Source organism: Streptomyces sp. NPDC059718 (genome assembly GCF_042733315.1).
Lineage (GTDB): Bacteria > Actinomycetota > Actinomycetes > Streptomycetales > Streptomycetaceae > Actinacidiphila.
Genome location: NZ_JBHWGA010000029.1, coordinates 103,007 through 128,020, shown reverse-complemented (window position 1 = coordinate 128,020; position 25,014 = coordinate 103,007). Strand labels below are relative to the sequence as shown.

21 protein-coding genes and 1 pseudogene are annotated in these 25,014 nt (G+C 71.3%); 12 read left to right on the top strand and 10 right to left on the bottom strand.

Annotated features, from left to right (window positions below; all coding sequences use genetic code 11):
- Positions 1–197, bottom strand: a pseudogene (locus tag ACFV3E_RS29555) (hypothetical protein); the annotation flags it as partial.
- 21 nt (positions 198–218) lie between these two features.
- On the opposite strand from ACFV3E_RS29555, the gene ACFV3E_RS29550 reads away from it, so the two are divergent.
- Positions 219–1,130, top strand: a complete 912-nt coding sequence (locus ACFV3E_RS29550) for an NAD-dependent protein deacetylase (RefSeq protein WP_500537424.1) — start codon at positions 219–221, stop codon at positions 1,128–1,130.
- 79 nt (positions 1,131–1,209) lie between these two features.
- Here the strand turns inward: ACFV3E_RS29550 and ACFV3E_RS29545 are convergent, their stop codons facing one another.
- Positions 1,210–2,574, bottom strand: a complete 1,365-nt coding sequence (locus tag ACFV3E_RS29545; RefSeq protein ID WP_500537423.1) for a carotenoid oxygenase family protein — start codon at positions 2,572–2,574, stop codon at positions 1,210–1,212.
- Between the two features lie 204 nt (positions 2,575–2,778).
- Between ACFV3E_RS29545 and ACFV3E_RS29540 the strand changes: the two genes are divergently transcribed.
- Positions 2,779–4,023: an alpha/beta hydrolase family protein gene (locus ACFV3E_RS29540; RefSeq protein ID WP_500537422.1), complete on the top strand. Its 1,245-nt coding sequence runs from the start codon at positions 2,779–2,781 to the stop codon at positions 4,021–4,023.
- 103 nt (positions 4,024–4,126) lie between these two features.
- On the opposite strand, the gene ACFV3E_RS29535 is transcribed toward ACFV3E_RS29540, so the two are convergent.
- A complete protein-coding gene (locus ACFV3E_RS29535; protein WP_500537421.1) occupies positions 4,127–5,137 on the bottom strand; it encodes an NAD(P)-dependent alcohol dehydrogenase in 1,011 nt (336 codons plus the stop codon).
- A 519-nt stretch (positions 5,138–5,656) separates the two neighbouring features.
- Here ACFV3E_RS29535 and ACFV3E_RS29530 point away from each other — a divergent pair.
- From ACFV3E_RS29530 to ACFV3E_RS29520, 3 genes are all read left to right on the top strand, one after another.
- Positions 5,657–7,858 carry an FUSC family protein gene (locus tag ACFV3E_RS29530; protein ID WP_500537420.1) on the top strand — a complete coding sequence of 734 codons (2,202 nt, stop codon included), beginning with the start codon at positions 5,657–5,659 and terminating at the stop codon, positions 7,856–7,858.
- Positions 7,859–7,932: 74 nt separating this feature from the next.
- Positions 7,933–9,327, top strand: coding sequence for an NADP-dependent succinic semialdehyde dehydrogenase (locus ACFV3E_RS29525; RefSeq protein ID WP_500537419.1), 1,395 nt, complete (start codon positions 7,933–7,935; stop codon positions 9,325–9,327).
- Positions 9,328–9,346: 19 nt separating this feature from the next.
- Positions 9,347–9,874 carry a YbhB/YbcL family Raf kinase inhibitor-like protein gene (locus tag ACFV3E_RS29520; RefSeq protein WP_499509805.1) on the top strand — a complete coding sequence of 176 codons (528 nt, stop codon included), beginning with the start codon at positions 9,347–9,349 and terminating at the stop codon, positions 9,872–9,874.
- Positions 9,875–9,887: 13 nt separating this feature from the next.
- Here the strand turns inward: ACFV3E_RS29520 and ACFV3E_RS29515 are convergent, their stop codons facing one another.
- Positions 9,888–10,955, bottom strand: coding sequence for a helix-turn-helix transcriptional regulator (locus tag ACFV3E_RS29515; protein ID WP_500537418.1), 1,068 nt, complete (start codon positions 10,953–10,955; stop codon positions 9,888–9,890).
- 317 nt (positions 10,956–11,272) lie between these two features.
- On the opposite strand from ACFV3E_RS29515, the gene ACFV3E_RS29510 reads away from it, so the two are divergent.
- On the top strand, positions 11,273–11,707 hold the full coding sequence (locus ACFV3E_RS29510; protein ID WP_500537417.1) for a VOC family protein: 435 nt from the start codon (positions 11,273–11,275) through the stop codon (positions 11,705–11,707).
- A gap of 106 nt (positions 11,708–11,813) precedes the next feature.
- Here ACFV3E_RS29510 and ACFV3E_RS29505 read toward each other — a convergent pair whose 3' ends face one another.
- A complete protein-coding gene (locus tag ACFV3E_RS29505) occupies positions 11,814–13,763 on the bottom strand; it encodes an N-acetylmuramoyl-L-alanine amidase (RefSeq protein WP_500537416.1) in 1,950 nt (649 codons plus the stop codon).
- Positions 13,764–14,711: 948 nt separating this feature from the next.
- Positions 14,712–15,560 carry an SDR family NAD(P)-dependent oxidoreductase gene (locus tag ACFV3E_RS29500; protein ID WP_500537415.1) on the bottom strand — a complete coding sequence of 283 codons (849 nt, stop codon included), beginning with the start codon at positions 15,558–15,560 and terminating at the stop codon, positions 14,712–14,714.
- 127 nt (positions 15,561–15,687) lie between these two features.
- Between ACFV3E_RS29500 and ACFV3E_RS29495 the strand changes: the two genes are divergently transcribed.
- A complete protein-coding gene (locus ACFV3E_RS29495) occupies positions 15,688–16,263 on the top strand; it encodes a TetR/AcrR family transcriptional regulator (protein ID WP_499509800.1) in 576 nt (191 codons plus the stop codon).
- Positions 16,264–16,315: 52 nt separating this feature from the next.
- Here ACFV3E_RS29495 and ACFV3E_RS29490 read toward each other — a convergent pair whose 3' ends face one another.
- Positions 16,316–18,130 carry a sensor histidine kinase gene (locus tag ACFV3E_RS29490; protein WP_500537414.1) on the bottom strand — a complete coding sequence of 605 codons (1,815 nt, stop codon included), beginning with the start codon at positions 18,128–18,130 and terminating at the stop codon, positions 16,316–16,318.
- Complete coding sequence (locus ACFV3E_RS29485; protein WP_500537413.1) at positions 18,127–18,843, bottom strand: response regulator transcription factor; 717 nt, start codon at positions 18,841–18,843, stop codon at positions 18,127–18,129. Before ACFV3E_RS29485 ends, ACFV3E_RS29490 begins: the two co-directional genes overlap by 4 nt.
- Positions 18,844–18,967: 124 nt before the next feature.
- Here ACFV3E_RS29485 and ACFV3E_RS29480 point away from each other — a divergent pair, with 124 nt between their 5' ends.
- From ACFV3E_RS29480 to ACFV3E_RS29460, 5 genes are all read left to right on the top strand, one after another.
- Entirely contained in the window at positions 18,968–19,564 is a 597-nt protein-coding gene (locus ACFV3E_RS29480; protein ID WP_500537412.1) for a hypothetical protein, read from the top strand.
- Positions 19,548–20,672, top strand: a complete 1,125-nt coding sequence (locus tag ACFV3E_RS29475; protein WP_500537411.1) for an efflux RND transporter periplasmic adaptor subunit — start codon at positions 19,548–19,550, stop codon at positions 20,670–20,672. Before ACFV3E_RS29480 ends, ACFV3E_RS29475 begins: the two co-directional genes overlap by 17 nt.
- A complete protein-coding gene (locus ACFV3E_RS29470; RefSeq protein ID WP_500537410.1) occupies positions 20,669–21,382 on the top strand; it encodes an ABC transporter ATP-binding protein in 714 nt (237 codons plus the stop codon). The genes ACFV3E_RS29475 and ACFV3E_RS29470 overlap by 4 nt, the downstream gene beginning before the upstream one ends.
- Positions 21,379–22,572, top strand: a complete 1,194-nt coding sequence (locus ACFV3E_RS29465) for an ABC transporter permease (RefSeq protein WP_500537409.1) — start codon at positions 21,379–21,381, stop codon at positions 22,570–22,572. Before ACFV3E_RS29470 ends, ACFV3E_RS29465 begins: the two co-directional genes overlap by 4 nt.
- A 78-nt stretch (positions 22,573–22,650) precedes the next feature.
- Positions 22,651–23,094 carry a cytidine deaminase gene (locus ACFV3E_RS29460; RefSeq protein ID WP_500537408.1) on the top strand — a complete coding sequence of 148 codons (444 nt, stop codon included), beginning with the start codon at positions 22,651–22,653 and terminating at the stop codon, positions 23,092–23,094.
- 99 nt (positions 23,095–23,193) lie between these two features.
- Here ACFV3E_RS29460 and ACFV3E_RS29455 read toward each other — a convergent pair whose 3' ends face one another.
- Together ACFV3E_RS29455 and ACFV3E_RS29450 are read right to left on the bottom strand one after the other, a co-directional pair.
- Positions 23,194–23,841 (bottom strand): response regulator, encoded by a 648-nt coding sequence (locus ACFV3E_RS29455; RefSeq protein ID WP_500537407.1) that lies wholly within the window; start codon positions 23,839–23,841, stop codon positions 23,194–23,196.
- On the bottom strand, positions 23,838–24,983 hold the full coding sequence (locus tag ACFV3E_RS29450) for a sensor histidine kinase (RefSeq protein WP_500537406.1): 1,146 nt from the start codon (positions 24,981–24,983) through the stop codon (positions 23,838–23,840). The genes ACFV3E_RS29455 and ACFV3E_RS29450 overlap by 4 nt, the downstream gene beginning before the upstream one ends.
- Between the last annotated feature and the right edge of the window lie 31 nt (positions 24,984–25,014).

Sequence of the window (25,014 nt, the reverse complement as noted above, 5' to 3'; positions counted from 1 at the left end):
GGCCCCCCCGGGCCCCCCCCCCGGGGGGGGGGGGGGGGCCCCCCCCCCCCCCCCCCGCCTTTCGCCGTAGGGTGCTGCGGGCCGCCGGGCGGCCCGCAGCGGGCGTAGCCGCCGTCGGCCATGATCGTCTGGCCGGTCACGAAGGCGGCGTCGTCGCCGGTGAGGAAGGCGACGGTGCCGGTCAGGTCCTCCGGCACACCGTTGCGTACCCTTGCGGCATGCGCATGCGCCCCACCCTGAGCTGGACGCCTCCCGAGGACCTACCGCCGGGCACCACGGATCTGGAGCCGGTCGCCGATGCGCTGAGGGCCGGCGGGGTGCTGGTGCTCAGCGGGGCGGGCATCTCCACGGAGTCGGGCATCCCCGACTACCGCGGCGAGGGCGGGAGCCTGAGCCGGCACACCCCGATGACCTACCAGGACTTCACCGGCAGCGCCCAGGCCCGGCGCCGGTACTGGGCGCGGAGCCACCTGGGCTGGCGCACCTTCGGCCGCGCCCGCCCCAACGCCGGGCACGAGGCCGTGGCCGCGTTCGGGCGGCACGGCCTGCTCTCGGGTGCGATCACCCAGAACGTCGACGGCCTGCACCAGGCCGCCGGCAGCGACGACGTGGTGGAGCTCCACGGAAGCCTGGCCCGGGTGGTCTGCCTCTCCTGCGGCGCCCTCAGCTCGCGCGGCGAACTCGCCCGGCGGCTGGAGGCGGCCAACGAGGGCTTCGAGCCGGTGGCCGCGGGGATCAATCCCGACGGTGACGCCGACCTCACCGACGACCAGGTCGGGGACTTCCGCGTGGTGCCCTGTACGGTCTGCGGCGGCGTCCTCAAGCCGGACGTGGTGTTCTTCGGCGAAGCCGTTCCCCCGGGACGGGTCGAGCGGTGCCGCGAGCTGGTCCGTCAGGCGTCCTCGCTGCTGGTACTGGGATCGTCGCTGACGGTGATGTCCGGCCTCCGGTTCGTCCGGCAGGCGGCCCAGGCCGGGAAACCGGTGCTCATCGTCAACCGGGACCCGACCCGCGGCGACCAGTACGCCCTCGCCCGCGTCGAGCTCCCCCTGGGACCGGCCCTCACCTCCGTGGCCGGCCGCCTGGACATCCCCGTCGACGGTCAGGCGGCGGCCCCGGCGACTTGGTGACGCCCCGTTGAGCACCTGCCGGTGATCCCGTCACGGGCGACCGCACCCGTCCGGCCGGCCCACCACGATGAACGGGCGGTCAGCCCGCGATGTTCTTGTCGTCGATCCAGTTGCCGTGGAAGCCGAAGGGGACACGGCTGGGCAGGTGCACCCTGGCGATCGGAGCGGCGGTGAGGTCGGCTGCGTCGAGGACGACCAGTTCGCCGCGGTTGACGTTCGCGTCATGGACGACCGAGAGGATCCAGCCGTCGTCCTCGCTCGTGGCGTCCGGCCGCGGTACGAACGCGGGCTCCATCGTGACGCGTCCGGGACCGTAGTCGTGGACGCTGGTGACTCCGGTGTGGGTGTCGACCTTGATCAACGGTCCGGTGCCGAAGCCGTCGGTGGGGTCGCGTTCGACGTCGTCGGTGATCATCAGACCGTGTGCGCTGAAGCCGGCGAACCATCCGTAGCGGTGTGCCCGGCCGGTCAGTGCGGGGTCGATCCTCGGGAACTCCACGCGGAACTGGCTGATCACTTCCTCCCTGACCGTGCGCAGCGCCGGGTTCACCGTCCAGCGCACCAGCGTCGGGGTCGATTCGCCGGGCCCCCAGACGTCGTGGACGAACATGCGGTCGTACCGCACGACATCCATCGTCAGCGAGCCGTCGGCGTTGTCGAAGGCGTTGAGGACGTGGAACACGAAGCAGCGCGGCGCCTCGATCCACTGCACCTGCTCGGCCGTCCCACCGATCGGCAGGACCCCGATCCGCGCCGCGTGCCGGTCGTCCCAGGTGAGGGGGAGCCTGGTCATGGGCCCGCCGGCCTGCGCGAGACGCTTGGCGGCGGCAAGGGTGACCGGGAGGTCGAGCACGACGACGCGTGTTTCGGTCAGCGCCATGTCGTGCACCATCGGGCCGTCGTCGACCTCGATGTCACTGCTGTGCCTGGCCTTGCCGTCGGCTCCCAGGACCACGTACCGGAGGGAGTTGAACCGCAGGTTGTAGGTGATGGCGTGCATGTCGCCGGTCGCCGGGTCCACCTTCGGATGGGCGGTGAAGCCGCGGTCGAGTGCGCCGTCGCAGTCCCAGACCGCCATGCGGGCGAGGTCGGGACTGATCTCCACCGGCGGCCTGCCCGCTTCGATGAGTGTGAGGATGCGCCCGGCGTGGCTGAGGACGTTGGTGTTGGGCGCGCCCTGCTCGCTCTCGACGAAGCGGCTGCGGTACCACTCGGCCTTGCCGTCGCGAAGCCGGATGCCGTGCACCATCCCGGCGCCGTTGAACCAGTGGTGGGTGGCCGGGTCGACCTCGCCCCGCGGGTTCGGTCCGATCCGCAGGTAGCGCCCGTTCAATTCGCGCGGCAACTCGCCGGTGACGGGCAGGTCGGACGCGCTCACCTCCTCGGTGAGAGGAGCGTAATTGCCCGCGCCGAGATATCGATGGGTGAAATTCTCGATGGTCATGATGGTTCCCTTCGACCGTACACACCAACGGTACGGCCGGGACGTTCCGGCCTGGCATATTGAGATTCGGAACGTCTGAACCCGGAGAACCGACCTCGCCGTCACCAGACGAGCAGGGACAGAACGTCGGTGTTCCCATGCACCAGTGAGCGCGTGCTCCGTGCGCCTGGCTCGGCATCACAGCAAGCCACGTCAGGAGCAAACGTGCGTCATCTGCTCTTCGCCCAGGACGAGAACTTCTGGTTCGAGACACTTCGTTCGCTGGGGCATATCGCCTACGGGGGTGCCGACTTCGGCGAGGTGGAGTCCACCGCCGAGCGGATCAGCCCGGGAAACCACGACAGTTGGTTCGACGAGTGGTTCGCCACAGCTGAGCGCATCGGTGACTTCGGGGACGAGGCCCGTTCGCGGGGGCACGAGAACACCGCCCGGGACAGTTACCTGCGGGCCTCCAACTACTACCGCACGGCGGAGTTCTTCCTGCACGGAAATCCGCTGGACCCGCGGATCCTCGCGACCTATGACAAGGCCGTCGGTGCCTTTCAGAAGTTCGTCGAGCTGAGCGGGACCTCCGTGGAACGCGTGGCCGTCCCCTTCGAGGACGCCACGCTCCACGGGTACTTCTATCCGAGCCCGCTTCCGGGCGAGCAGCCCGTGGTGGTCATGCACAACGGCTTCGACGGATCCGCGGAGGAGATGCACTTCTTCGGCGCGGTGGCCGCCCAAGAGCGCGGGTACAACGCGCTGACCTTCGACGGGCCGGGCCAGCCCGGTGCACGCCGGCACCAGGGCCTCCTCTTCCGTCCGGATTGGGAGAACGTCGTCAGGCCGGTGATCGACCACGCCTCCGGACTGCCGGGTGTGGACGCCGATCAGGTGGCCCTGCTCGGGGTCAGCCTCGGTGGTGAACTCTGCCTTCGGGCAGCCGCGTTCGAACCGCGCATCAAAGCCGTCATGGCCGTCGACGGGGTGTACGACTTCAGCCGGCTCATGACCCGCTTCCTGGAGGGCGATCGTGAGCAGGTGCGGGCGGCGCTCAAGGCACCGGAAGCCCCGGAGATCGACGAGCAACTCGCCGCCGCCGTCGAATCGAGCCCCACGGCGCGCTGGGCCGTCACCCACGGCATGTACGTCATGGGCGGCGACACACCGCGCGAGTACGCCGCACGGACGATGGACTTCCACGTGCGTGACGGCATAGCGGAACGGATCGATTGCGCCGTGCTGATCTGCGAGGCCGAGGACGACCTCTTCTTCAAGGGGCAGCCCGAGGAAGTGTTCGGCCATCTGACGGCGACCGACAAGACGCTGCTGCGGCTGACCGACGCCGAGGGAGCCGGCGCGCATTGCCACGTCGGCGGACAGCGGTACGCCTTCGGGAGGATCTACGACTGGCTCGCCGACCGGATGCCCGTCGCGGACACCTCCAGGCCCGCGGCCCTGATCTGAGACGGCGCGAGCGTGCGCGCCGCCCACCTGACACAGGCGGGCGGCGCGCACGTGAGCCGTCCCGTCGGCGGGCCCGCCTGCCTACCGCGCGGGCGCGCGGGCGTCATTCGAAGACGATGACCAGGCGCCCGACGACGTCGCCGCGGCCGAGGGCCTCCAGGTTGTCGTTGATGTCCTCGAGCCTGACCTTGGTGACGTTGTGCTTGACGAGGCCGGCTTCGGCGAGGGAGAGCACCTCGACCAGGTCCAGGTGGTTGCCCCAGAAGGAGCCCATGTAGGTCAGCTCCGTCCCCACGAAGGGGAACTGCTTGTGCTCCACGTGGTGGCTTATGAGGCCGACGGCCGCCAGTACCCCTTCGGGGCCCAGCAGGTCGAACCCCATGGAGATCGACGCGTTGCTGCCGACGCAGTCCAGGATGGCGTCGATCGTCCTGCGGCCGGTGAGCTGTTCCAGCTCGTCCTGGATGGTCTCGGTGGACTTGTCGCGGACGTTGATCCCGTGGTCGGCGCCGTTCTCCTTCGCCACGTCCAGCTTGCTGTCCTTGCGGGCGAGGGCCACCACGGTCGCTCCGCCACCGAGCAGCTTCGCGTACTGCACGGCGTAGCTGCCCAGGCCTCCGATGCCCGTGACGGCGACGGTACGGCCGGGGCCGAGCTTGCCGGTGTCCCGGAGCTTGCGCATCCCGCGGTACGGGGTCATGCCCGCGTCGGTCATCGGGGCGAGGACCTCGGGCGCCTTCGCTGCGTTCTCCGAGACGGGGATCGCGTGGCGGCATTCCACGGCCATGTACTCGGCGAAGCCTCCGGGGGGTCCGAAGCCCACCCACCTGCCGTTGCCGCTGCACAGCTGTTCGTTGCCCTCCCGGCACTGGCGGCATGTGCCGTCGCCCCAGCTGGGGTTGACCACGACCATGTCGCCCTCGGAGTACCCCACCGATTTCGGTACGGCGCTGCCCAGGCCGGCCACCCGGCCGGTGACCTCGTGGCCGGGGATGTAGGGGAGGTCCACGGGGAACGGGCCCTCGAAGTAGCCGTTGAGGAGCTGGTAGTCGCTGCGGCACATGCCGGTCGCGGCGACCTTCAGCAGGATCTCGTCCGGCGCGGGGTCGGGCATGGGCACTTCGTCGATTCGCAGGGGTTCTTTGTATCCGTGCATCCGAGCTGCTTGCATCTGCATGGGGGTGCCTCGCTTTCGCCGGCGGGCAGCTCTACGCGCCGGTGCAGCGTGACGGTCTTGGAATGCTGCGCCGGTCTGCATGGCCGCCGCTCCGCTTGGGATATCTCCAGGGTCCTGCGCTTGCCGTCACCGCGCATCCGGAGCCGAGGGTGGGGGAGTGCGATCCGTCGCCGTCCGGTCGCTGACCGCAACTCGGTTGAATGTGCGTGCCACTTCACGCCCTCCGGGCGGGAACGGCGGCACTGCGGCACCGCACGATCGCGCGGTGGCCCGGTGCCCGGGCGGGACCTACGGTTGGTGGATGGGAGTGCCACGCCGGACGCGTGGTCGCACGGCGGCACCGGCGCGCCGAAGCGGGCCCGTGCCGCTGTGTGCCGCCGGCGCCGGAGGGACGTTCGACGTCCGCTGAACAGGCGCGCGGTCGCCCGGCCACCCACCCAGGCCTACGGTTGACCGGTGGGAGTGCGGCGCTGGACGGAGTGGCTGCGGGCCCGGGATCCCGGGTCGGCCGCGGTCCGTCGCGCCGCACGCGTCACGGTGGTCGCGTGCGCGGGGTTCTATGCCGCCCGGTACGGGCTGGGCGACCGGACGGTCGCGATCTACGCCCTCTTCGGTGCCGTCGCGGCGGGTGGGTTGTCGTCCGTGCCGGGGACGCCGCGTCAGCGGGCGGTGACGCTGCTGGCGGTGCTGCCGCTCGCGATGGCGCTGGTGACGCTCGGCACATGGCTGGCGGTGTACGGGTGGGCGGCGGCGCTGGGGATGCTCGTGGTGGGGTTCCTCGTGACGTACAGCGGGGTCGGGGGGCCGAAGTTCGTCGGGCTGGCCAACGGGCTGCAGCTGTTCTACATCCTGCCGTGCTTCCCGCCGTACGCGCCGTCGACGTTGGGGTTGCGGCTGACGGGCCTGGTCGCCGGCATGGTCCTGATGGCGGCCGCCGAGCTGTGGCTGTGGCCGGCGGCTTGTCCGGGCCGCTACCACGACCGGCTGGCGCGGGCGGGGCGGGTGGCCGCCGATGCCCTGTACGGCCTGGCTGCGGATCCGCCGCGGCGCTCCGACCCGGCGCTGCTGCTGGAGGTGTCGCAGGCGCTGCGCATGAGTCACGTACCCGCCGACGAGCGTCCGGTGTCGGCGTCGGCGCGCGACCGGGCGCTGTCCGAGGGTGCCGGGCACCTGCGGCATCTGCTGGCACAGGCACGGCAGCTGGAGGAGTCGGCGGCCGAGGGGGCGGCACTGAGCGAACCCGTCGCGAAGGGGTTGCTGCTGGCGTCGGCCGCCACGTGCGAGGACGTGGCGCGGGCCCTGACGGGGAAGGCGCCGCCGCCGATGCCGTCCCTGTGCGGGGACGCGGTGCGGGCGTTCGAGTCGCATCGCGGCCAACCGCGCGAGGCGGGCACGGACTCGGCGACGATGGTGCGGAACGGCGCGATCGCCCTCGACATCACGCACACGGCGGACCTGGTGGTGGCGGCGACCCGGATCGCGATGGGCGCCCCGGTACCCGCCGGGACCGCGTCGCCGCAGGTGCGTGGCGCCTTCTGGTACGCGGGCCGGTCGACGGCGGAGCTGTACTACCGGCGGGTGCTCGCCCATCTCACCCCGCGGTCGGTGTGCTTCCAGAACGCGGTGCGCATCGCGGTGGCCCTCGCGGCGGCCCGCCTGATCGTGGGCCAGCTGGGCCTGGCGCACGGCTTCTGGGCGCTGCTGACGACACTGACCGTGATGCGGACGAGTGCCGCCGACACCCGTACCGCTCTGCGGCCCGCGTTGCGCGGGACACTCGCGGGGGCGGTCGTCGCGGCACTGATCCTGCACTTCGCCGCGGACGCGCCGGCCGTGTACGCGGTGATGCTGCCGCCCTGCATGCTGCTGGCGTTCGCGTCGGGCACGGTGCTGGGCCCGGGGTGGGGGCAGGCGTTCTTCACCCTCACCGTGGCGGCGGCCTTCGCGCAGGTGGCCCCCAGCGGGCCCGAGCTGGCGGCAGCCCGGGTGCTGGACGTGCTGGCCGGGGCGTTGATCGGCGCGGCCGTCGGACTGCTCGCATGGCCTCACGGCGGCACCGGGGAGCTGCGGAGGGCCTGCGCGCGCGTGCTGGACGAGGGCACCCGCGCGGTCACGGACGTGACCGGCACCATCACCGAGGGCGTGCGGGTCACCGACGCCCTGCCCAGGGCGAGGCTCGCCCAGCGGATCGCGGAGGCGAGCTACGCCGAGTACGCCACCGAACGACACCCCCCGCGGCGCGAGGGCGCGGCCTCCGACACCGACTTCCAGGTGATCATGCTGGTGGGCAACCGGGTCATCACGATGGGGCAGGTCCTGCTCGACAACTGCCCGCCGGGCGCGCTGTCCGCCTGGCCGCGGAGCGCCACGCATCTACGCGACGCCGCCCACAGGCTACGGCTGTCCACGCTGCCGTTCAGCCAGGCACTGCGCTCGGGCGACGATCGGCCCGCCCCGGTGGACGGCACCACCGGCGACGCCCCGGCCGACACCACCGTGATCCACGACGTCTGCCTCGCGTCGCACGGCCGGGCCCCCGACCCGCTGCTCTACTACGCCGTGGACGCCGCCATCTGGCTGGCCAGTCTGCGGCGCGCGATCGGCGCTGCCCGCTCGCCGCGCACGGCGGCCGGCACGACGGCCTCCCCATGGCGCTGACGTCCGCGCGACGCCGGTTGCCTTGGGCCGCGGCCTGAATTGCCGGTCGGAATGGCCGGTCCTAGCGTGGAAGCATGGCCATCGCAACGATCAGCCCCGTGACCGGCGAGATCCTCGAGCGGTTCGACGAACTCACCCCCGAGGAACTCGAGGACAAACTGGCCCGGGCGGCCGCCGCGGCCGCATCGTACCGCCTGACGACACCGGAGCAGCGAGCGGGATGGGTCGAACAGGCCGCCGACCACCTGGAGAAGGAGGCCGACGCCGTCGCCCGGCTGCTCACCACGGAAATGGGCAAGACGCTCCGGGCCGCCCGGGAGGAAGTGGTCAAGTGCGTGCGCGGGCTGCGCTTCTACGCCGCGGAGGCACCCGCGTTCCTGCGGGACCGGCCCGGTGACGGCCCGGGCGTCGGCGCGCGGCAGACGTACGTCACCTACCAGCCGCTCGGTGTGGTCCTGGCGGTGATGCCGTGGAACTTCCCGCTGTGGCAGGCGATGCGGTTCGCCGCGCCCGCGCTGATGGCGGGCAACGTGGGCCTGCTCAAGCACGCCTCCAACGTGCCCCGGACCGCTCTCTACATGGAGCGGCTCTTCCGTGACGCGGGCTTCCCTGACGACGTGTTCCAGACCCTGCTGATCTCCTCCGGACGGGTCGAGGAGGTGCTGCGGGACGAGCGCCTGGCGGCCGCGACGCTCACCGGCAGCGAACCCGCGGGACGGTCGGTGGCCGCCATCGCCGGGGACGCGATCAAGAAGGTGGTCCTCGAACTCGGCGGTTCCGACCCCTTCATTGTGATGCCGTCCACGGACCTGGAGCGGGCCACCGACGCCGCGGTCAGGGCACGATGCCTCAACAACGGGCAGTCGTGCATCAACGGCAAGCGGTTCTTCGTCCACGCGGACATCGCCGAGGCCTTCATCGGGATGTTCGTCGCGAAGATGGGCGCGCTGGTCGTGGGGGACCCGATGGACGACGGGACCGACGTCGGCCCGCTGGCCACCGAGTCCGGCCGCCGTGACGTGGAGGCCTACGTGGACGATGCCGTGAGCAAGGGGGCGACCGTGCTGGTGGGCGGGGAACGACCCGACCGGCCCGGCTGGTTCTACCCTCCCACGGTACTGACGGACATCACTCCCGACATGAAGATGTTCCACGAGGAGGTCTTCGGTCCGGTGGCGCAGGTGTGGACGGTGTCCTCGCTGGAGGAGGCACTCCGGATCGCCAACGGCCACCCGTACGGGCTGGGTTCCAACCTGTGGAGCGAGGACGAGGCGGACCGGGCGCTGTTCGTACGTGACGTGCAGTCGGGCATGGCCTTCATCAACGGCAACACGACCAGCTACCCGGAGATCCCCTTCGGCGGCGTGAAGCGCAGCGGGTACGGACGCGAACTGTCGGACCTGGGCATGCGCGAGTTCATGAACGCCAAGACCGTCTGGATCGGCGAGAGCACGGGCGGCACGTCGTAGCCGAAAGCGAGGGACCGTCATGATCAAGCCCTATGCCCCCTACGACTTCATGCCGCCGATCCCGGGATTCTCGGTGACCTCGCAGTCCCTGGCGGACGGCGGGCAACTGGCGCGCGAGCACGTGAGCGGCATCCTGGGAGCGGGCGGATCGGACGTCTCACCGCAGCTGAGCTGGTCCGGCTTCCCCGAGGGGACCCGCAGTTTCACGGTCGCGATGTTCGACCCCGACGTGCCCACCGCCTCGGGCTTCTGGCACTGGGCCGTGGCCAACCTTCCCGCCTCCGTGACCGACCTGCCGGCCGGGGCCGGAGACGGAAGCGCGCTGCCGGGCGGCGCGGTGACGCTGCCCAACGACGCCGGCTACCGAAGGTACCTCGGTCCGGCGACACCTCCGGGGAACGGCCCGGACCGCTACTTCCTCGTGGTGCATGCCGTCGACGTGGAGAAGCTGGACGTGTCCGAGGCGACGGCCCCCGCCCTCATGGAGTTCCAGCTGTTCACGCACGCGATCGCGCGGGCGACCATGTACGGCACCTTCGAGCGGTGACAGGGCTCCGGCCCTACAGGATGCCGCGGCCCGGGTCGTCGCCACCGCCGACGGCTCGGCGATCCCTCACATATGCGGCGGGAGTGGCCCCGTAGCCCGATTTGAAGTTCCTGATGAAGTGACTGGTGTCCGAGAAGCGCCAGCGTGCCGCGATCTCGGCGATCCCGGCCGTGGTGTCCGGGTCCACGAGTTCGTCGTGGGCCTTCTGCAGACGCCGCCTGCGGACGCAGGCCATCACGGAGTCGTCCGCGGCCGAGAAGCTCCGGTGCAGCGTCCGCAGGGACACCCCCACGTGCCGGGCGATCATCGCCGGGGACAGGTCACCGCTTGCGAGATGCCTTTCGATGACGTTCCTGGCGGCCGCCACGATGGCCCGGGGGTGGTCCTCGAGCGCCGAACCCGGACGATCCGAGAAGATGCCCGAGAACAGGGCCGCGCAGGCATCACGCGCCATGCGCCGGGCCGTGACCGACGTCTCCAACTCCCGGCTGCTGCTCCGCACCGCCTCGAGGTAGTTGAGGAGGAACCGCACCTCGGGTGCCGCGGTGTCCGCTACGTAAGCCTGGCCCGGCCGTTTCCCCGATGCGATGTGCGGAAGCACCAGGTGGCGCGGAATGGAGATGACGTGCACATTCGTGGCCGACGAGCAGGAGAATCGCCACGAGGCCTTCGTGTCGCGAATGCAGATCTGTCCTGGCTTGACGTGGTACGTCTTCTTGCCCGCCAGGAACTCGATCCAGCCCGAGGTCACCACGTCGGCGACGATCGGATCCTGGGGCACGTTCTTCCCGGAGACCCCTGTCAGGGAATCGACGTAGACCTGGGCGGACAGCAGTCCGTCGATGAGCTGGCCATGTGCGCCGAAGCGAAATCCGCGAGAGGCGGCGGAGTGCGGGACGGCGAGGCGTGTGAGATGCGAGAACGGACCGTTCTCTCCGAACGGGTTGTGTTCCCGGTGCAGGAAATGCCGCTCGGAGGATTCGGCCTGTTCGGCGGTGAGGCGCATTCCGGCCCGGTAGGTGATGGTGCTGTCGGGGCTCGGCGTGGCGGTCGCAATGCCTGCCGATCGCTCGTATTCCACCTGCACCCTCTCGCGATCGCTCCGGGATCCTCCGCCGGAGGTGCCGAGTGATCGATGCCTTGCCAACTGATCCGTGCCTGCTCAAGTGTACTACTCGTTCGGAATTCAACAACTCGCCGCGCGTTCCGCGAAATGGATCCGGTACGTCGGTGGCACGGATTTTCCATGACGTGGCACGCATTTTCAGAAGGGCAAAATGCGTTGCCGCAGACCGTCACACGCCGCATCCCACACGATTTGCACCCCCAAGCGGCGCCCGCCGACAATCGATCCATAGGGGAACGGACGGGTTGAAGACTCGCTACCGGAGGTATGCCATGGCCCAGGTCATCGCCGGCCCCAGGATCACCGGGGTCCACCACCTCTCCTTCACCGTGTCCAACCTGGACGACAGCCTGGACTGGTACCAGCGGCTGTTCAGCGCCGAACGCGTCGACTACAAGTTCAACCACCTCTACCGGGAATCGACGGGGTACGGGGTGCTGCTGGTCACCCCCGATTCCGGCCTGGTGATCGGGTTGCACAAGAACACGGGCAACCAGCACGAGGGCTTCCTCGAATCCCGGACCGGTCTTGACCACATCTCGTTCCAGGTCGGCTCGCGCACCGACCTGGAGTCCTGGATGGCCTGGCTCGACGAGTTGGGCATCGCACACACACCCATCAGGGACGAGACGGAGCCGTTCGCCTACTCGACCGTCGTGTTCCGCGACCCCGACAACCTCCAGCTCGAGTTCCTCGCCCTCGCCTGACGGACGCCCGTGCGGCGACGGACCTGGACGGGCTGCGAGACAAGCACGCGTGGTGGTGTCCGGGGCGTGCGTGCCCCCGACACCACCACGGATGCGGAGCCGTGCGTCAGCCGTGGCTGGGAGGGTTGACCGGCCGCTTGGCGGTGACGTCGCCCTCGTAGACCAGCGCGGTGCGGTGGTTGTACTGGATGGTGTACATCTTCTTGGCGCCGAAGACGACCTTGCCGTCAGCCTTGAAGTAGTCGTCGGTCAGGGCGGGCGGCGCGGTGGCGACGTACGCCTGGCCGGACGGGATGGTGTACATGCTCAGCGGGGCCTGGGTGGAGGCGCCGTACCCGGCCGGGTACTCCGCGGCGTCCGGGTAGCTGGAGCCGTACACCTTCACCGGCGGGGTGTCGGAGTTCCTGCCGCTCTTGACGACGGTCACGCCGTGGGCGGGGACGGTGTTCCGGCCCTTCGGGTTGTGGAACCAGACCTTGCTGCCGCTGAACCAGACGGCGGTCCAGGCGCCCTGCTTGCCGGCGACCACGAACTGCTGGCCTGCCTGGGCGGTGCCGCCCCAGTCGTTGATCCGGTTCGTCCCGGCGGCGCCGGGGTGGATGGACTGTTCGCCGAAGAGCGGCGCGGTGTCCTCCGGCGCGGTGCGCAGGTAGACGAAATTGGCGGGCTGCTCGACGTCCGTGCAGGCAGGCGTGGCGCCGGTCGGGTCGTCGGACGGACAGATCTGGACGGTCTGCCGGTTGCCGGCGAAGCCGGGAGCGATGGTGACGACGCTGCCTACCCGGCCGACACCGTGCCTGCCGGTCAGCGGGGCGCCGACCAGGGCCATGAAGTGCTCCCAGTCCCAGGACGGTCCCGGGTCCCAGTGCATGCCCGACACCGTCGCCGACGTCGGGCCGACAACGTTGTCGTGACCGATGATGTGCTGCCGGTCGAGCGGGATGTCGAAGCGCTCGGCCAGGTACTTCACGAGCTCCGCCGTGGCCTCGTACTGGGCCTCGGTGTACCAGGTCGCCCCGTGGGCGGCGTAGCCCTCGTGCTCGATCCCGATGGAGTGCATGTTGGTGGAGTAGTTGCCCGCGTGGAACGCCAGGTCCTTCGTGGGGACCATCTGCGTGACCGCGCCGTCGGCGGACCGCATCACGTAGTGCGCCGAACTCCCGCCCGCGGTCTGGAAGGTGGCGATCGCCGACTCGTACGAGGACTCGGTGTCGTGGATGACGATCGAGTCGATCCGGATCCCGTTGGCCGGGCGGTTGGACACCTGGCCGTTGGACGGGGCGGCCGGCACGAAGGTGCAGTCCACGGTGGTGGGGCACTCGGTGTCGGTCGTCGCCGCCGAGGTCAGGCGCAGGCGGTCCAGCTGACCGGTGGCCGGGGTCACTCCCGTCCCGGCCGCCAGCGCCACCCGCTGACCGTCGGCGGTGGTGCGCTTCACGCCCTTCTCCAGCGTGGCGTAGACCCGGTCGGCGAACGCCCGGGCGCCCTCCCGTTGCGTGGACTGGCTGTAGCGGGCCACCGCGCCGTACCAGTCGTCCGGACCCGCCGAAGCCTTCCCGCCGGTGGCCTCCTGGTACGAGGCCAGCAGGGCGGCCCCGCCACGGATGTTGGCCGTCGCGTTGTCGCGCAGGTCCTTCGCGGACAGACCGGTGAGCTTCGCCGCGGCCTGGAGCGTGTGCAGCGCCGGGTCCGCGGCCAGTTCTGCCACGTCCGCCCGGCCGGCCATGCCCGCGTCACCGGCGGAGAGCATCGCCGCCGTGACATCCGTGAGATGCATCGGCCCGTAGCCGCCATCCGTGCTGTGCTGCCCGGCGTGCGCGTCCCATGCCGACTCCTGGTACGCCACCGCCAGCAGCACCTGCTCCGGTACGTCGAACTCCGCGGCCGCGGCCGTGAAGTCGGCCTGCCGCGTGGACGTGGAGGGGGAGTTCTCGCTGGTCGCCTGTGCCACCACCGGCACCGCCACCGCACCGGCCACCGCGAGTGCCGCGGCCGCGAGCAGCACCGGCCGACGCCGTTCGGCATGCCGCCGGCGAGTCGTTCTCTCTGTCGTCATCAATTATTCCCGAGTGTGTCTGAGACGGTCATGTCGCCCTGTGGGCGAGCTGACTGACACGGCATGAGCCGTTCTGCGAGGCACTCCGGACTCTCTACGGAGGTGTGCCTGCCGTCTGTCGGCGCCGAACCGCGTCCGGCGTTCGCTCGCAATCGACCTGAGGACGGTTGGTGACGCTAGCAGAGCGCGCCGGACGGAATCAAAGAAGACAGTGCCACCGGGAGAATTCCCGGAAGTTGTGAACATGGCGTGAATCCTTTTCAGGGGCATACCGCTTGGGCCTTTCGCGCCGTCAGTTCACCCAGAGCGTGCGGGCGTCATTTGTCCGCCCCTGCCGGTGATTTCTGCCACGAGGCGCGCAGATGACATTTCCGGTCCCCGGCGTCCGGCGGGCGCGACATTGACGCCGGACGCCGGGGGGCTCGTGTGAAGGCGTCGCAGCGCGCGGGGGAGTCCCGCCCGAAGCGGCCATCGATCGCGGCTGCGGCACGTCACGCGTGCGCGGTCAGGGGCCCGCAACGCCGCAGTGGTGTTGCGGGCCCTCTGCCGTGCAGGTGGCACGACGGTCTACCGGCCCCTGGGGAGGGCGGGATGAGCGGGCGTCGGCTGAGCCGACCCCGCCGTGGCCGGAGAGGCGTCAACCCCTGCAACTCCTGGCGGCCGGCCGGCATGTGACCGGCCGCCAAGGGTCAATTCGGTCGCCGAAACCGTCAACGTTGAGAAACGCGTGGATCGTGCCGAAACGGTACGACTGCGACGCTGTTCTCTTTGACGATGCCGGGCACGGCGAACCTTCCCCACTGGCTTTCCGCTTGCGCACATTCGGTGAAGCACCGCCACGACAGTGCGCGGGGCATTCCGCGTAACGGCTCCACCATCCGATCAGGTGAAGCGGGGTGCTGTATAGAACCTTGACGCCACTACCGGACAGGGCCGGAATGGCACGGACTACTGCACGGCGGACGGCATGGAGCCGTCCACGTCGGTGAAGCCGTAGTGGAGTGCGAGGTCGCTCGTCGACACCGCGGATCCCGAGCGGTCCCGTACCGCGGGGTCGCCTGCCAGCGCCACCACGCCCCGCCCGACGAAACGCGGCGACTCCGCCGCGCCGACGTCGAACCTGCCCTCGCCCGGGAGTTCGATCTCGGAACGGCCGTGGCCGGCCCCGCGTGCGGCGGCGTCGACCAACTCGGTCCGGACCAGGCCGGGCCAGACCGACACCACGGACACGTCCCGCGGGCGCAGTTCCACGGCCATGTCCGCCGTCATCTTGTCGAGCGCGGCCTTGCCCACGCCGTACGCGGTGGTGTGGGAGTACTGGCGTGCGCCTGCCGACGAGACGTTGACGATCAGCCCCCTTCCCGCCGCGAACAGCAGCGGTGCCGCACAGACGCTCGCCACGTAGTGCGACCGTGTGCCGATGTCCAGCACTTGATCCCACGCGGCGAGTGGCAACTCCCAGAACGGCTTGCCGAGCCAGGCCCCGAGGTCCGGCGACGAGAAGACGTTGTTCACCAGCAGGTCCAACCGCCCGGACTCCTCGCGCACGCGCGCGAACACGTCCGCCACCTGCTCGTCACTGCGGTGGTCGCAGACGACGGCCACCCCCTTGCCGCCCAGCGCGGTCACCTCCTCGGCGGTCTCGCTCACGGTGCCGGGCAGCGGACCGGCCGTGACGCTGCGCCCGGTCACGTAGACCGTCGCACCGGCAGCGCCCAGTTCGAGCGCTATCCCCTTGCCCACCCCACGGCTCGCGCCTGTGACGACGGCGATCCTGCCGACCAGCGGTCGATCCATGCCCACTCCTCCGGGAAGCCCCCGTGCGACCGCGGGTCGGCTTCCGCCCGTACCGATCATCCGAATGCCTACACTGTAGGCATGATTACACCAAGTGCAAAATTGCACGGATGGTAGAGTCCGGCTCATGACGGCGGACGGGCTCAGGGAACGGAACAAGCACAGGAAGCGGGAAGCGATCCTGCGCGCCGCCCACGAGCTCTTCGCCGAACGCGGCTACGAGGCCGCCACGATCACCGACATCGCCGACAGGGCCGAAGTCTCCCGGCGTACGGTCACCCTGTACTTCCCCACCAAACTCAGCCTCGCGCTGGCCCACCTCGACGCGCTCGAAGCACGACTGCACGCCGCCATCAGCGAGCGCGAACCGGGCTGGAGCATCATCGACGCCGTCGAGCACTGGCTGTACGGCGAACTGGACCACCCGCAGGAACTGAGCGCACTCACCGAGCGCATGCTCGCGCTCAACCCGCAGCTCCTGGGCCCCCACAAGGCGCGCATGGCCGAGATCGTCGAGACCGGGGCGCGTCGCCTGGTCGAGGACATGGACACGCCTCCCGACGAGAGGGACGCCCGCATGACGGCCGCCGCGGCGGCCGCGCTGTGCTCGTCCCTGGGCCCCACGCCGACACGTGACGACGTCGTCGCGGCGATGACCTTCCTGCGCGCGGGTGTCGAGGCCTTGGCGGCGAACGGCACGTGAAGGCGCCGTTCGGCTCCGCCCGGTCCGGCGGGAGACCGGGCCGCACGGACGCCTAACGCCGACGCCCGCCCCCGGCCGGCAGACGCAGCGTGAACAGCGAACCCTCGCCGTAGGTGCTCTCGGCGGTGACGGAACCCCCGTGCGCGTGCGCGAGGTTGCGCACGATGGCAAGACCGAGACCGCTGCCGCCCGTACCCCGGTTGCGGGACTTCTCGGCACGCCAGAAGCGGTCGAAGACCCGGGGCAGGTCCTCGGGCCGGATCCCGCCGCCGGTGTCGGCCACGGCGATGACGACCGTGCCGTCGTCCCGGTGCGCCCGGATCGTGACCGTGCCGCCTGACGGGGTGTGGCGGACGGCGTTGGAGACGAGGTTCGCCACCGCCTGACGGAGGCGGACCGGGTCGGCGTCGACGGTGCCGAGGCCGACGCCGCCCTCGACGCGGAGGACGACGCCGGCGTGGTCGGCGCGTCCGCGGTGGGCGGTGACGACCTGCTGGACGAGTTCGGCGACGTCGCACGGCGCCTTGTGGAGCCGCAACGCTCCGGCGTCGGCGGCGGCGAGGTCCCGGAGGTCGTCCACGACGTGCTGGAGCAGCAGCGCCTCTTCGAGGAGCGAGCCGACGAGGGCGCGGTCGGCCGGGACGACGCCGTCGTCGGCGGCCTCGAGCCAGCCGCGGATGTTGCTCAGCGGAGTGCGGAGCTCATGGGCGATGTCACCGACCATCTCGGTGCGCAGCCGTTCCAGCTCGGCGCGGTGCCGGGACATCTCGTTGAACACCTCGGCGAGCCGGCCGATCTCGTCCTTGCCGGTCACCTGGACGCGAGCGGCGAGGTCACCCGCCTTCATGCGGTGGGCAGCCGTCGTGAGGGCCCGCAGCGGTCTGACCAACCGGAGGCCCAGGCCCACGGTGACGGCGACGGTGAGCAGGAGCACGCTGCCGACGACCGCGGCCATCCGGAGGCGGTTGGGTGCGGACAGGTCGAACGGTGAGACGGCGGCCTGGTCCGGGGAGCCGATGAACAGGAGCGCGGCCGGGGCGACGTAGGAGGCGAGCTGCTCGCGGCGGGCGCTGTCCAGGCACGAGGGGACCAGCTGATCGTCCACGGGGGTACGGCTTCCCGTGCCCGTCCAGGTCAGGTCCGGTGCGAGCCGTACCGGACCGCTGCCGCGGCGGCTCAGACAGGTGCCGACCAGTCTGTCGAGCTGGGCGAGCGCACGGGCCTCGGTGCGGGTGGGTCGGTCCAGCGCGTCGTTGGCGCACCTGCTTCCCGTGTAGCCCGGCGCGTCCACGCGGGGCCGTCCGTTGGGGGCCGTGGCGGTGGTGGCGCGAATGCCCGGGATCTGGTTGAGGCAGTTGACACGGCGTTGTGCGAGGGCGGTCAGTTCCGTGCGCTCCGCCGGTGTCAGGCGGAACGGACCGACGGCGCGGGAGTCGATGCGGTCGCGGCCACGGGAGCCCGAGACGCCGGCGTCGACGGACAGCGCGTCCACGGTCGCCGACGCCCGGTCGGGCAACGGAGCCCTCCGGCCGGAGCCGGAGCCGGAGTCGGCGTTGGCGTCGACGTCGACGGAGTCGGCGATCGGCCGGCGGTCCTGGGTGGTGAGGACGACGCGGTGTCCGGTCTCCCGGGCGAGGCGGTCCACCAGCGCCTGCACACCCTGCCAGTCGCGGTGCGTCGCGGCCCTGGCCACGAGGGCCTCGTAGATCCGGGAGTCGTCCGAGATGGCCTGGCCCTGCTCCTGCCGGATGGCCCGGGCGGTCGTGCGGACCGCAAGCCAGGCGGTGGCCGCGATCGAGCACACGGAGATCAGCACCGACAGCGCGAGCAGCCGCACGACCAGGCTGCGGTGGAAGCGGGCGTTCACGCGCTGTCGGACAGGACGTAGCCGACACCGTAGACGGTCAGCAGGCGCACGGGCCGGGCGGGATCGGATTCGATCTTCCTGCGCAGGTTCATGACGTGCGTGTCCACCGTCCGCACGGTGAAGTAGCGCCCCGTGCCGTGCAGGTGCCCGAGGATCTGCTCCCGGGTGAAGACCCGGCCCGGCTGGGCGGCGAGCGTCTCCAGCAGCCGGAACTCCCCGGGCGTGCAGTCCACGGGGGCGCCGTCGCAGGTGACCTGGTGCCGGGACGGGTCGATGCTCAGGCCGGCGACGGTCAGCACCGGATCGGGTCCGGGTTCGGGTTCCGGTTCGGGGACGCGGGGCGCGGCGGGGCGGGCACGGCGCAGCAGGGTGCGCACCCGGGCGGTGAGCTCCCGCGGACTGTACGGCTTCGCCATGTAGTCGTCGGCGCCCAGGTCGAGGCCGAGCAGCAGGTCGTCCTCGGTGCAGCGGGCGGTCACCATCAGGACCGGCAGGTCGGACTCGCGGCGCAGGATGCGGCAGACGTCCAGCCCGTCGACCCTCGGCATCATCACGTCCAGCACGAGGAGCTGCGGGGGGTTGCGGCGCAGTTCCTCCAGAGCGGCGCGCCCGTCGTGGACGACGGTCACGGAGTGCCCTTCGTGCTCGAGATAGACCCGCAGCAGCTCCGCCTGTTTCTCGTCGTCCTCGGCAACCAATATGTGGGCGCTCATGACCGGGAGTATAAGTAGGCCAAGTGGCGCATTCGGGCGCCCTGGGCGGCGTCCGCACCGGGGCCACCGGATCACGAACACTTCCTGACAGGATGCTGACATCCGTCGGCCACGATCCGGCGGCATGACCCACTCACGTCTCCCTCACCGCTGCCTTGGCGCGGCCGCCGCACTCGCGTGCGCCACCCTCCTCGCGGGATGCGGCGGGTCCGCCGGGCACACCGACGCCGAGTCCGGGAAGCGCGACGTCGCGTCCCTGACGACGGGCTCGCCGTCCGCCACGGCGTCCGGCCCCGCGCCCTCACGAAGCGCCGAGGAAGGCCGTCCGCAACTGCGTCTGGACAGCTCCGACGCCGAACGCGACCGCTACTGGAACGCGTACGCCACCTGCCTGAAGGACCACGGGCACAAGATGATCCTGTCCCGTGGCCCCTACTCCATCGACCAGAACGACAACAGCCCCACCGCCCGGGCCGCGCAGAAGACCTGCGCCGGAAAACTCCCCCTGCAGCCCCCCGAACTGGACCGCGACAGGAACCCGCACTACGACGACGACTACCGCGCCTACGTCACGTGCCTCAACTCCCACGGGCTCAAGGTCGTCGCGCTGCCCGACAACTCCGGCTGGACCTATGACGGCCAGACCACGATGAGCGAGACCGAGCAGACCAAGGTCGACAAGAGTTGCACGATGGAGGCCTTCGGTGGCAAGGACCGCTGACCACCGCCTCCCCGGACGGCGACGGCGCCGGCTCACCGTGGCCCTGGCCGTCCTCCTGACCGCCGGTGGCGCGGGAGGGGCCACCGCGGCTTGGAGCGCGCGCCACGGCAGCCCGCAGACCGCGCCGGAACACCCGATCCCGCTCCACACCGTCAAGGTCGTCAGGACCGACCTCTCCACCGACCGGACCCTGCCCGGCACCCTCGGCTACGGCCCGCTCCGGACGCTCAAGGGCAACGGCACCGGAGTGATCACCAAACTGCCCTCGCCGGGCGCGACAGCCGCGCGCGGCAAACCCCTGTACTGGGTGGACGACCGGCCCGTCACCGTCTTCTTCGGCGACACCCCCTTCTTCCGCGCGCTGGACAAGCCCGGGCTGCACGGCCACGACGTCACGGTGCTGGCGGACAACCTGCGGGCCCTCGGCTACGACATCGGGTACACCGCCGACCGCGGTCCCTCCCGTCTTACGACCGGCGGCTCCGAATTCACCCCCGCGCTCAGCGCCGCCCTCCGACGCTGGCAGCACGACACCGGGCAGACGGCGACCGGCACCCTGAAGCCCGGCCAAGCGCTGGTCCTGCCGGGTAGGGCGCGCGTCAACACCGTCACCGCCGCCCTCGGTGACCCGGTCGCCGGGGAAGTGCTGACGTACACCACCACCGCGAAGTCGGTGGCGGTCAGCGTGGACGCGACCGAGGTCGGCGCACTCCGGACCGGGCAGAGCGTGACGATCACGCTGCCCGACAGCCGTGAGATCCCCGGCAGGATCACCACCGTCGCCCGTGCCGTCCAGGGCGGCACCGGCGAGGAGCAGACGGCCCAGACCGGCCCGCCCACGGTCGCCGTCACCATCACCCCCCAGCGGCCCGCGGACGTGAAGGCCCTGGACTCCGCCTCCGTCCAGGTCCGCTTCACCGCGACCGACCGCAAGGGCGTCCTGGCCGTCCCCGTCACCGCGCTCCTCGCACTCAGCGAAGGCGGCTACGCCCTTCAGCGGCCCGACTCCTCCCTGGTGGCCGTGGAGACCGGCGTGTTCGCCGACGGCCTGGTCGAGGTGCGCGGCACGGGCGTCAGCGAGGGCATGACGGTGGTGACCTCCTCATGAACTCCGGGCAACCGGCCCTCGCCCTCGTCGTGCGCGAGGTGACCAAGACCTACCCGGGCGGCGTCACGGCCCTGGACGGGGTCACCCTCACCGTCGAGGGGGGGGAACTCCTGGCCATCGTGGGCCCCTCCGGCTCCGGGAAGTCCACGCTGCTGCACATCATGGGCACCCTCGACCAGCCCACCAGCGGCACGGTCGAGATCGCCGGCCACGCCGCCGCCGGGCTGTCCGACCGGCGGCTGTCCGCGCTGCGGGCACGGCTGCTGGGCTTCGTCTTCCAGCACTTCCACCTCACCGACGGCCTCGACGCGACCGAGAACGTCGCCACCGGCCTGCTCTACGCCGGCGTGCCGTCCCGGCTGCGCCGCCCCCGCGCCGAGGAGGCGCTGGCCCGGGTCGGCCTGGCGCACCGCACCCGCCATCTGCCCCAGCAGCTGTCCGGCGGCGAACGCCAACGGGTCGCCATCGCCCGCGCACTGGTCAACGAACCCGCCCTCGTCCTCGCGGACGAACCGACCGGAGCCCTGGACAGCGCCAACGGCCAGGCCGTCCTCGACCTGCTCACGCGTCTGAACCAGGAAGGCACCACCATCGCCGTCATCACCCACGACCGGGACATCGCCGCGCGCATGCCGCGCCGCATCGAGATGCGCGACGGCCGCGTCGCCTCGGACACCGCCACCCGCACGACCGCCGGGAGCCCGGTATGAACCGACCGATCCGGCTGTCCCCCCTCGACGTCCTGCGGCTCGGACTGCTGGGCCTGCGCACCCGCAGGACCCGCGCCGCCCTGTCCGCCCTGGGCATCGCGATCGGCATCGCCACGCTCGTCGTCGTCACCGGCATCCCCGCCTCCAGCCAGCGGGCGCTCATGGAGGAACTGTCCGCGCTCGGCACCAACATGCTGCGCGCCCAGCCCCAGCCCGACGCCGACCAGAAGGCCCGGCTGCCGGAAGCGGCGGACGCGATGGCGGCCCGCATCGGCCCGGTGACCAGCGCCACCGCCGTCGCCAACACCCACGCGACCGTGCGGCGTTCCGACCTGTCCGACCCCAACGACTCCATCGGGATCACCGTTCTCGCCGCCAGGACCAACCTGCTGACCACCGTCGGCGGCACCGTACGCGCGGGCCACTTCCTCGGCCGGGCCACCGAGCGCTTCCCGACGGCCGTCCTCGGCACGCGCGCCGCGTCGCGGCTCGGCATCGACCGGGTCGTCCCGGGACGGGAACCGCTGGTGACGATCGGCGAGCACCGGTTCACGGTGATCGGCATCCTCGATCCGATGCCGCTCACCCCCGACCTGGAGAGTTCCGTCCTGGTCGGCTGGGACGCGGCGCGCGACGTCCTCGCCTTCGACGGGCACCCCACGGTGGTCTACGTGACGGCACGCGAGTCACGGATCGAGGCGGTACGCGCGGTCCTGCCCGACTCCGTCAACCCCGAGCTGCCCGGACTGGTCCAGGTCAGCCGGCCCTCGGACGCCCTGGCCGCCAAGCGCGCCACCGAGCACGCCTTCTCCGCCCTCTTCCTGGGACTCGCGGGTGTCGCTCTCCTGGTCGGCGGCATCGGCGTGGCCAACACCATGTTCGTCTCCGTCCTGGAACGACGCCGCGAGATCGGTCTGCGCCGCGCCCTCGGCGCGAACCGCCGCCAGATACGGGGGCAGTTCCTGACGGAGTCGGTCATGCTGTCCGTGCTGGGCGGGCTCAGCGGCACCCTGCTCGGAGCGGCCGGCACGGCCGCATACGCGATCTCCCAGTCCTGGCCGCCCGTCCTGCCGCCCCTCGCCCTCGCCACCGGCATGGCCGGCGCGATCGCCGTGGGCGCCGTCGCCGGCGTCTACCCCGCCCTGCGCGCCTCGCGCCTGCCCCCGACACAGGCCCTGTCGGCGGTCTGACGCCGGTGCGGGCCGGGGTGCGGTGCGGGCCGGCACCGGTTGGCCGATGCGGTTGCCGGATGTGCCAGACTCCGGCCCATGCGCCTCGATCAAGCACTGGTGGACGCCGCCGTCGACCTCATGAACCGGCGCTGGCCGCCGGGTGAACCGGGTGGTGCGGCTGCCGTACGGCTGGCCGATGGCGGGATCCTGACCAGCGTCGGACTGGACAACCTGCACGGTTCCGTGGCCCTCTGCCAGGAGACCGGTGCCTTCATACAGGCCTTCACGCAGGACCGCGTGGTCGTCGCATCCGTCTGCGTCTGCAGGGACCCGGAGCAGCACCGGGTCCTGATCCTTCCTCCGTGTGGCATCTGCCAGGAGCGACTCGCCCTCTGGGGACCGGCCGTGGAGGTTGCGGTCCCCAGGGAGGACGATCCGGCCGCCTGGGATGCGCGGACCTTGGCGGAGGTCAACCCCTACTACTGGGGGCGGCAATTCGCCGGCGGGGAATGGCCGTCCTCGACGCAGCACAGCGGGTGACGAGCCGCCGTGCAGGACCGTCGCGGCTCCGACGATCACGGTCCGGCCGGGCGCACGCAGGCTGACGGGGGCGCCGCAGCGCGCCACCCCGGTCGGGCCCTATCCGCCGGCGAGGCCCGTGCGCCAGGCCCACAGGGCGATCTCGACGCGGTTGCGGGCGGAGAGCTTCGTCTGGACGTTGCCCAGGTGGGTCTTGACCGTGCCCAGGGACACGAAGAGTTCGGCCGCGATCTCCGCGTTGGTCTTGCCCTCGGCCACCAGCCGGACGACGTCCGTCTCGCGGGAGGACAGATCGGAGGCCTCCGGCGCGGAGGGGCGGGGCGGCTTGATGCCGCGCAGCAGCCGGATCGTGATCGCGGGGCTGACCAGGGCTTCCCCGGAGTACGCCGCGCGCACCGCCTCGGTCAGCAGCGCCGGGCCGGAGTCCTTGAGGAGGAATCCGGAGGCTCCGTTGTCCAGTGCCTGGTAGACGTACTCGTCGTCGTCGAAGGTGGTGACGACCACGATCTTGGGGGCGTCGCCGGCTCCGGGGCGGTTGAGTTCGCGGAGGGCCTGGAGGCCGTCCATGCGCGGCATGCGGATGTCCATCAGGACGACGTCGGGGTTGAGCGTGCGGGACATCTCCAGGGCCTGGACGCCGTCCTTCGCCTCTCCCACGACCTCGATGTCGTCCTCCGCGCCGAGGATGAGGGAGAACCCGGTGCGGACCATGGCCTGGTCGTCCGCCAGCAGGACACGGATGGTCATCGTGCGCCCCCGGCGGGGATCCAGGCCTGCACGCTCCAGCCCTCCGGGAGCCGGGGGCCGGCGGTCAGGGAACCTCCGAGTGCCGCGGCGCGCTCGTGCAGGCCGGCCAGGCCGTAGCCGCCGTCGGGGTGGTCGCCGCCACGGCTGCGGCCGTCGTTGGTGACCTCGACCGTCACCGCGTCGGGCCGGTCCTGGCGGCGCACGTGGATGTCGAGGGTGCGGACCGCGTCCGCGTGCTTGCGCACGTTGGTGAGGGCCTCCATGACCACCCGGTGCACCGCCGACTGGACGTCGATGGCGATGTCGTCGAAGCCGCCCTCGATGCGCAGCCTCACCTCCGGACCGGTCTCGGAGGTGAAGTGTCCCGCGAGGGAGGCGATGTCGGCGATCGTGCCCGGCGGCGACAGGCGGGCCTGGGCGTCGGGCTCGCGCAGCAGGGTGACCATGCGGCGGATGGCCGTCATGGCCTCGTCGCCGGCCGCCTCGATGCGTTCCAGGGCGGGAAGAACGGCCTGCGGCTTGCTCGCCGCCACGGTCTGCGCGGCCTGGGCGAGCACGATCATGCCGGTCACGTGATGGGCGACGTAGTCGTGGAGGTCCGACGCGATGCCCGTCCGCTGGGCCAGCTGGGCGGCGGTCACCTGGCGCTGGCGGTTGGTCTGGAGCATCCGTACGGACAGGCCCGTGGCGGCGGCGATCACGCCGCCGAGCGCCAAGGCCAGGGCCAGGGCCAACGCGATGCGCTGGTGGGACTTCAGGGGTTCGAGCACCAGCCCCGCCAGCAGGAGCATGACCGCGAAGGAGGCGCGCATGGGCTCGGCCCGCCATGCGGTCACCCCGATGACCAGGATGGTCACGGCGGCGGCGGTGAACCCGAACGGCACAGTGCTGTAGTCGGCGGGCGGAGTGGTGAGCGTCGCCAGCAGCACCAGCGCCCCCAGCCACAGCGCGCCCGTACCCAGGGGGACGGCCGCCAGCCGCGGCGTCACCAGGGCGACCACGATCGCCAGGAGGACGGTGAACGGATGGGCCTGGTTCAGGCTCACGTCCAGGATGCCCAGGACCAGCAGGGCCCCGGTGGCCGCCAGCCACCCGATGCCCCGCACCGCCCGTTCGAAGACGCCGTCCGTTGTGTCGCCCACGTTCCCGTCGTCTCCACTTCCGCTCGCCTGC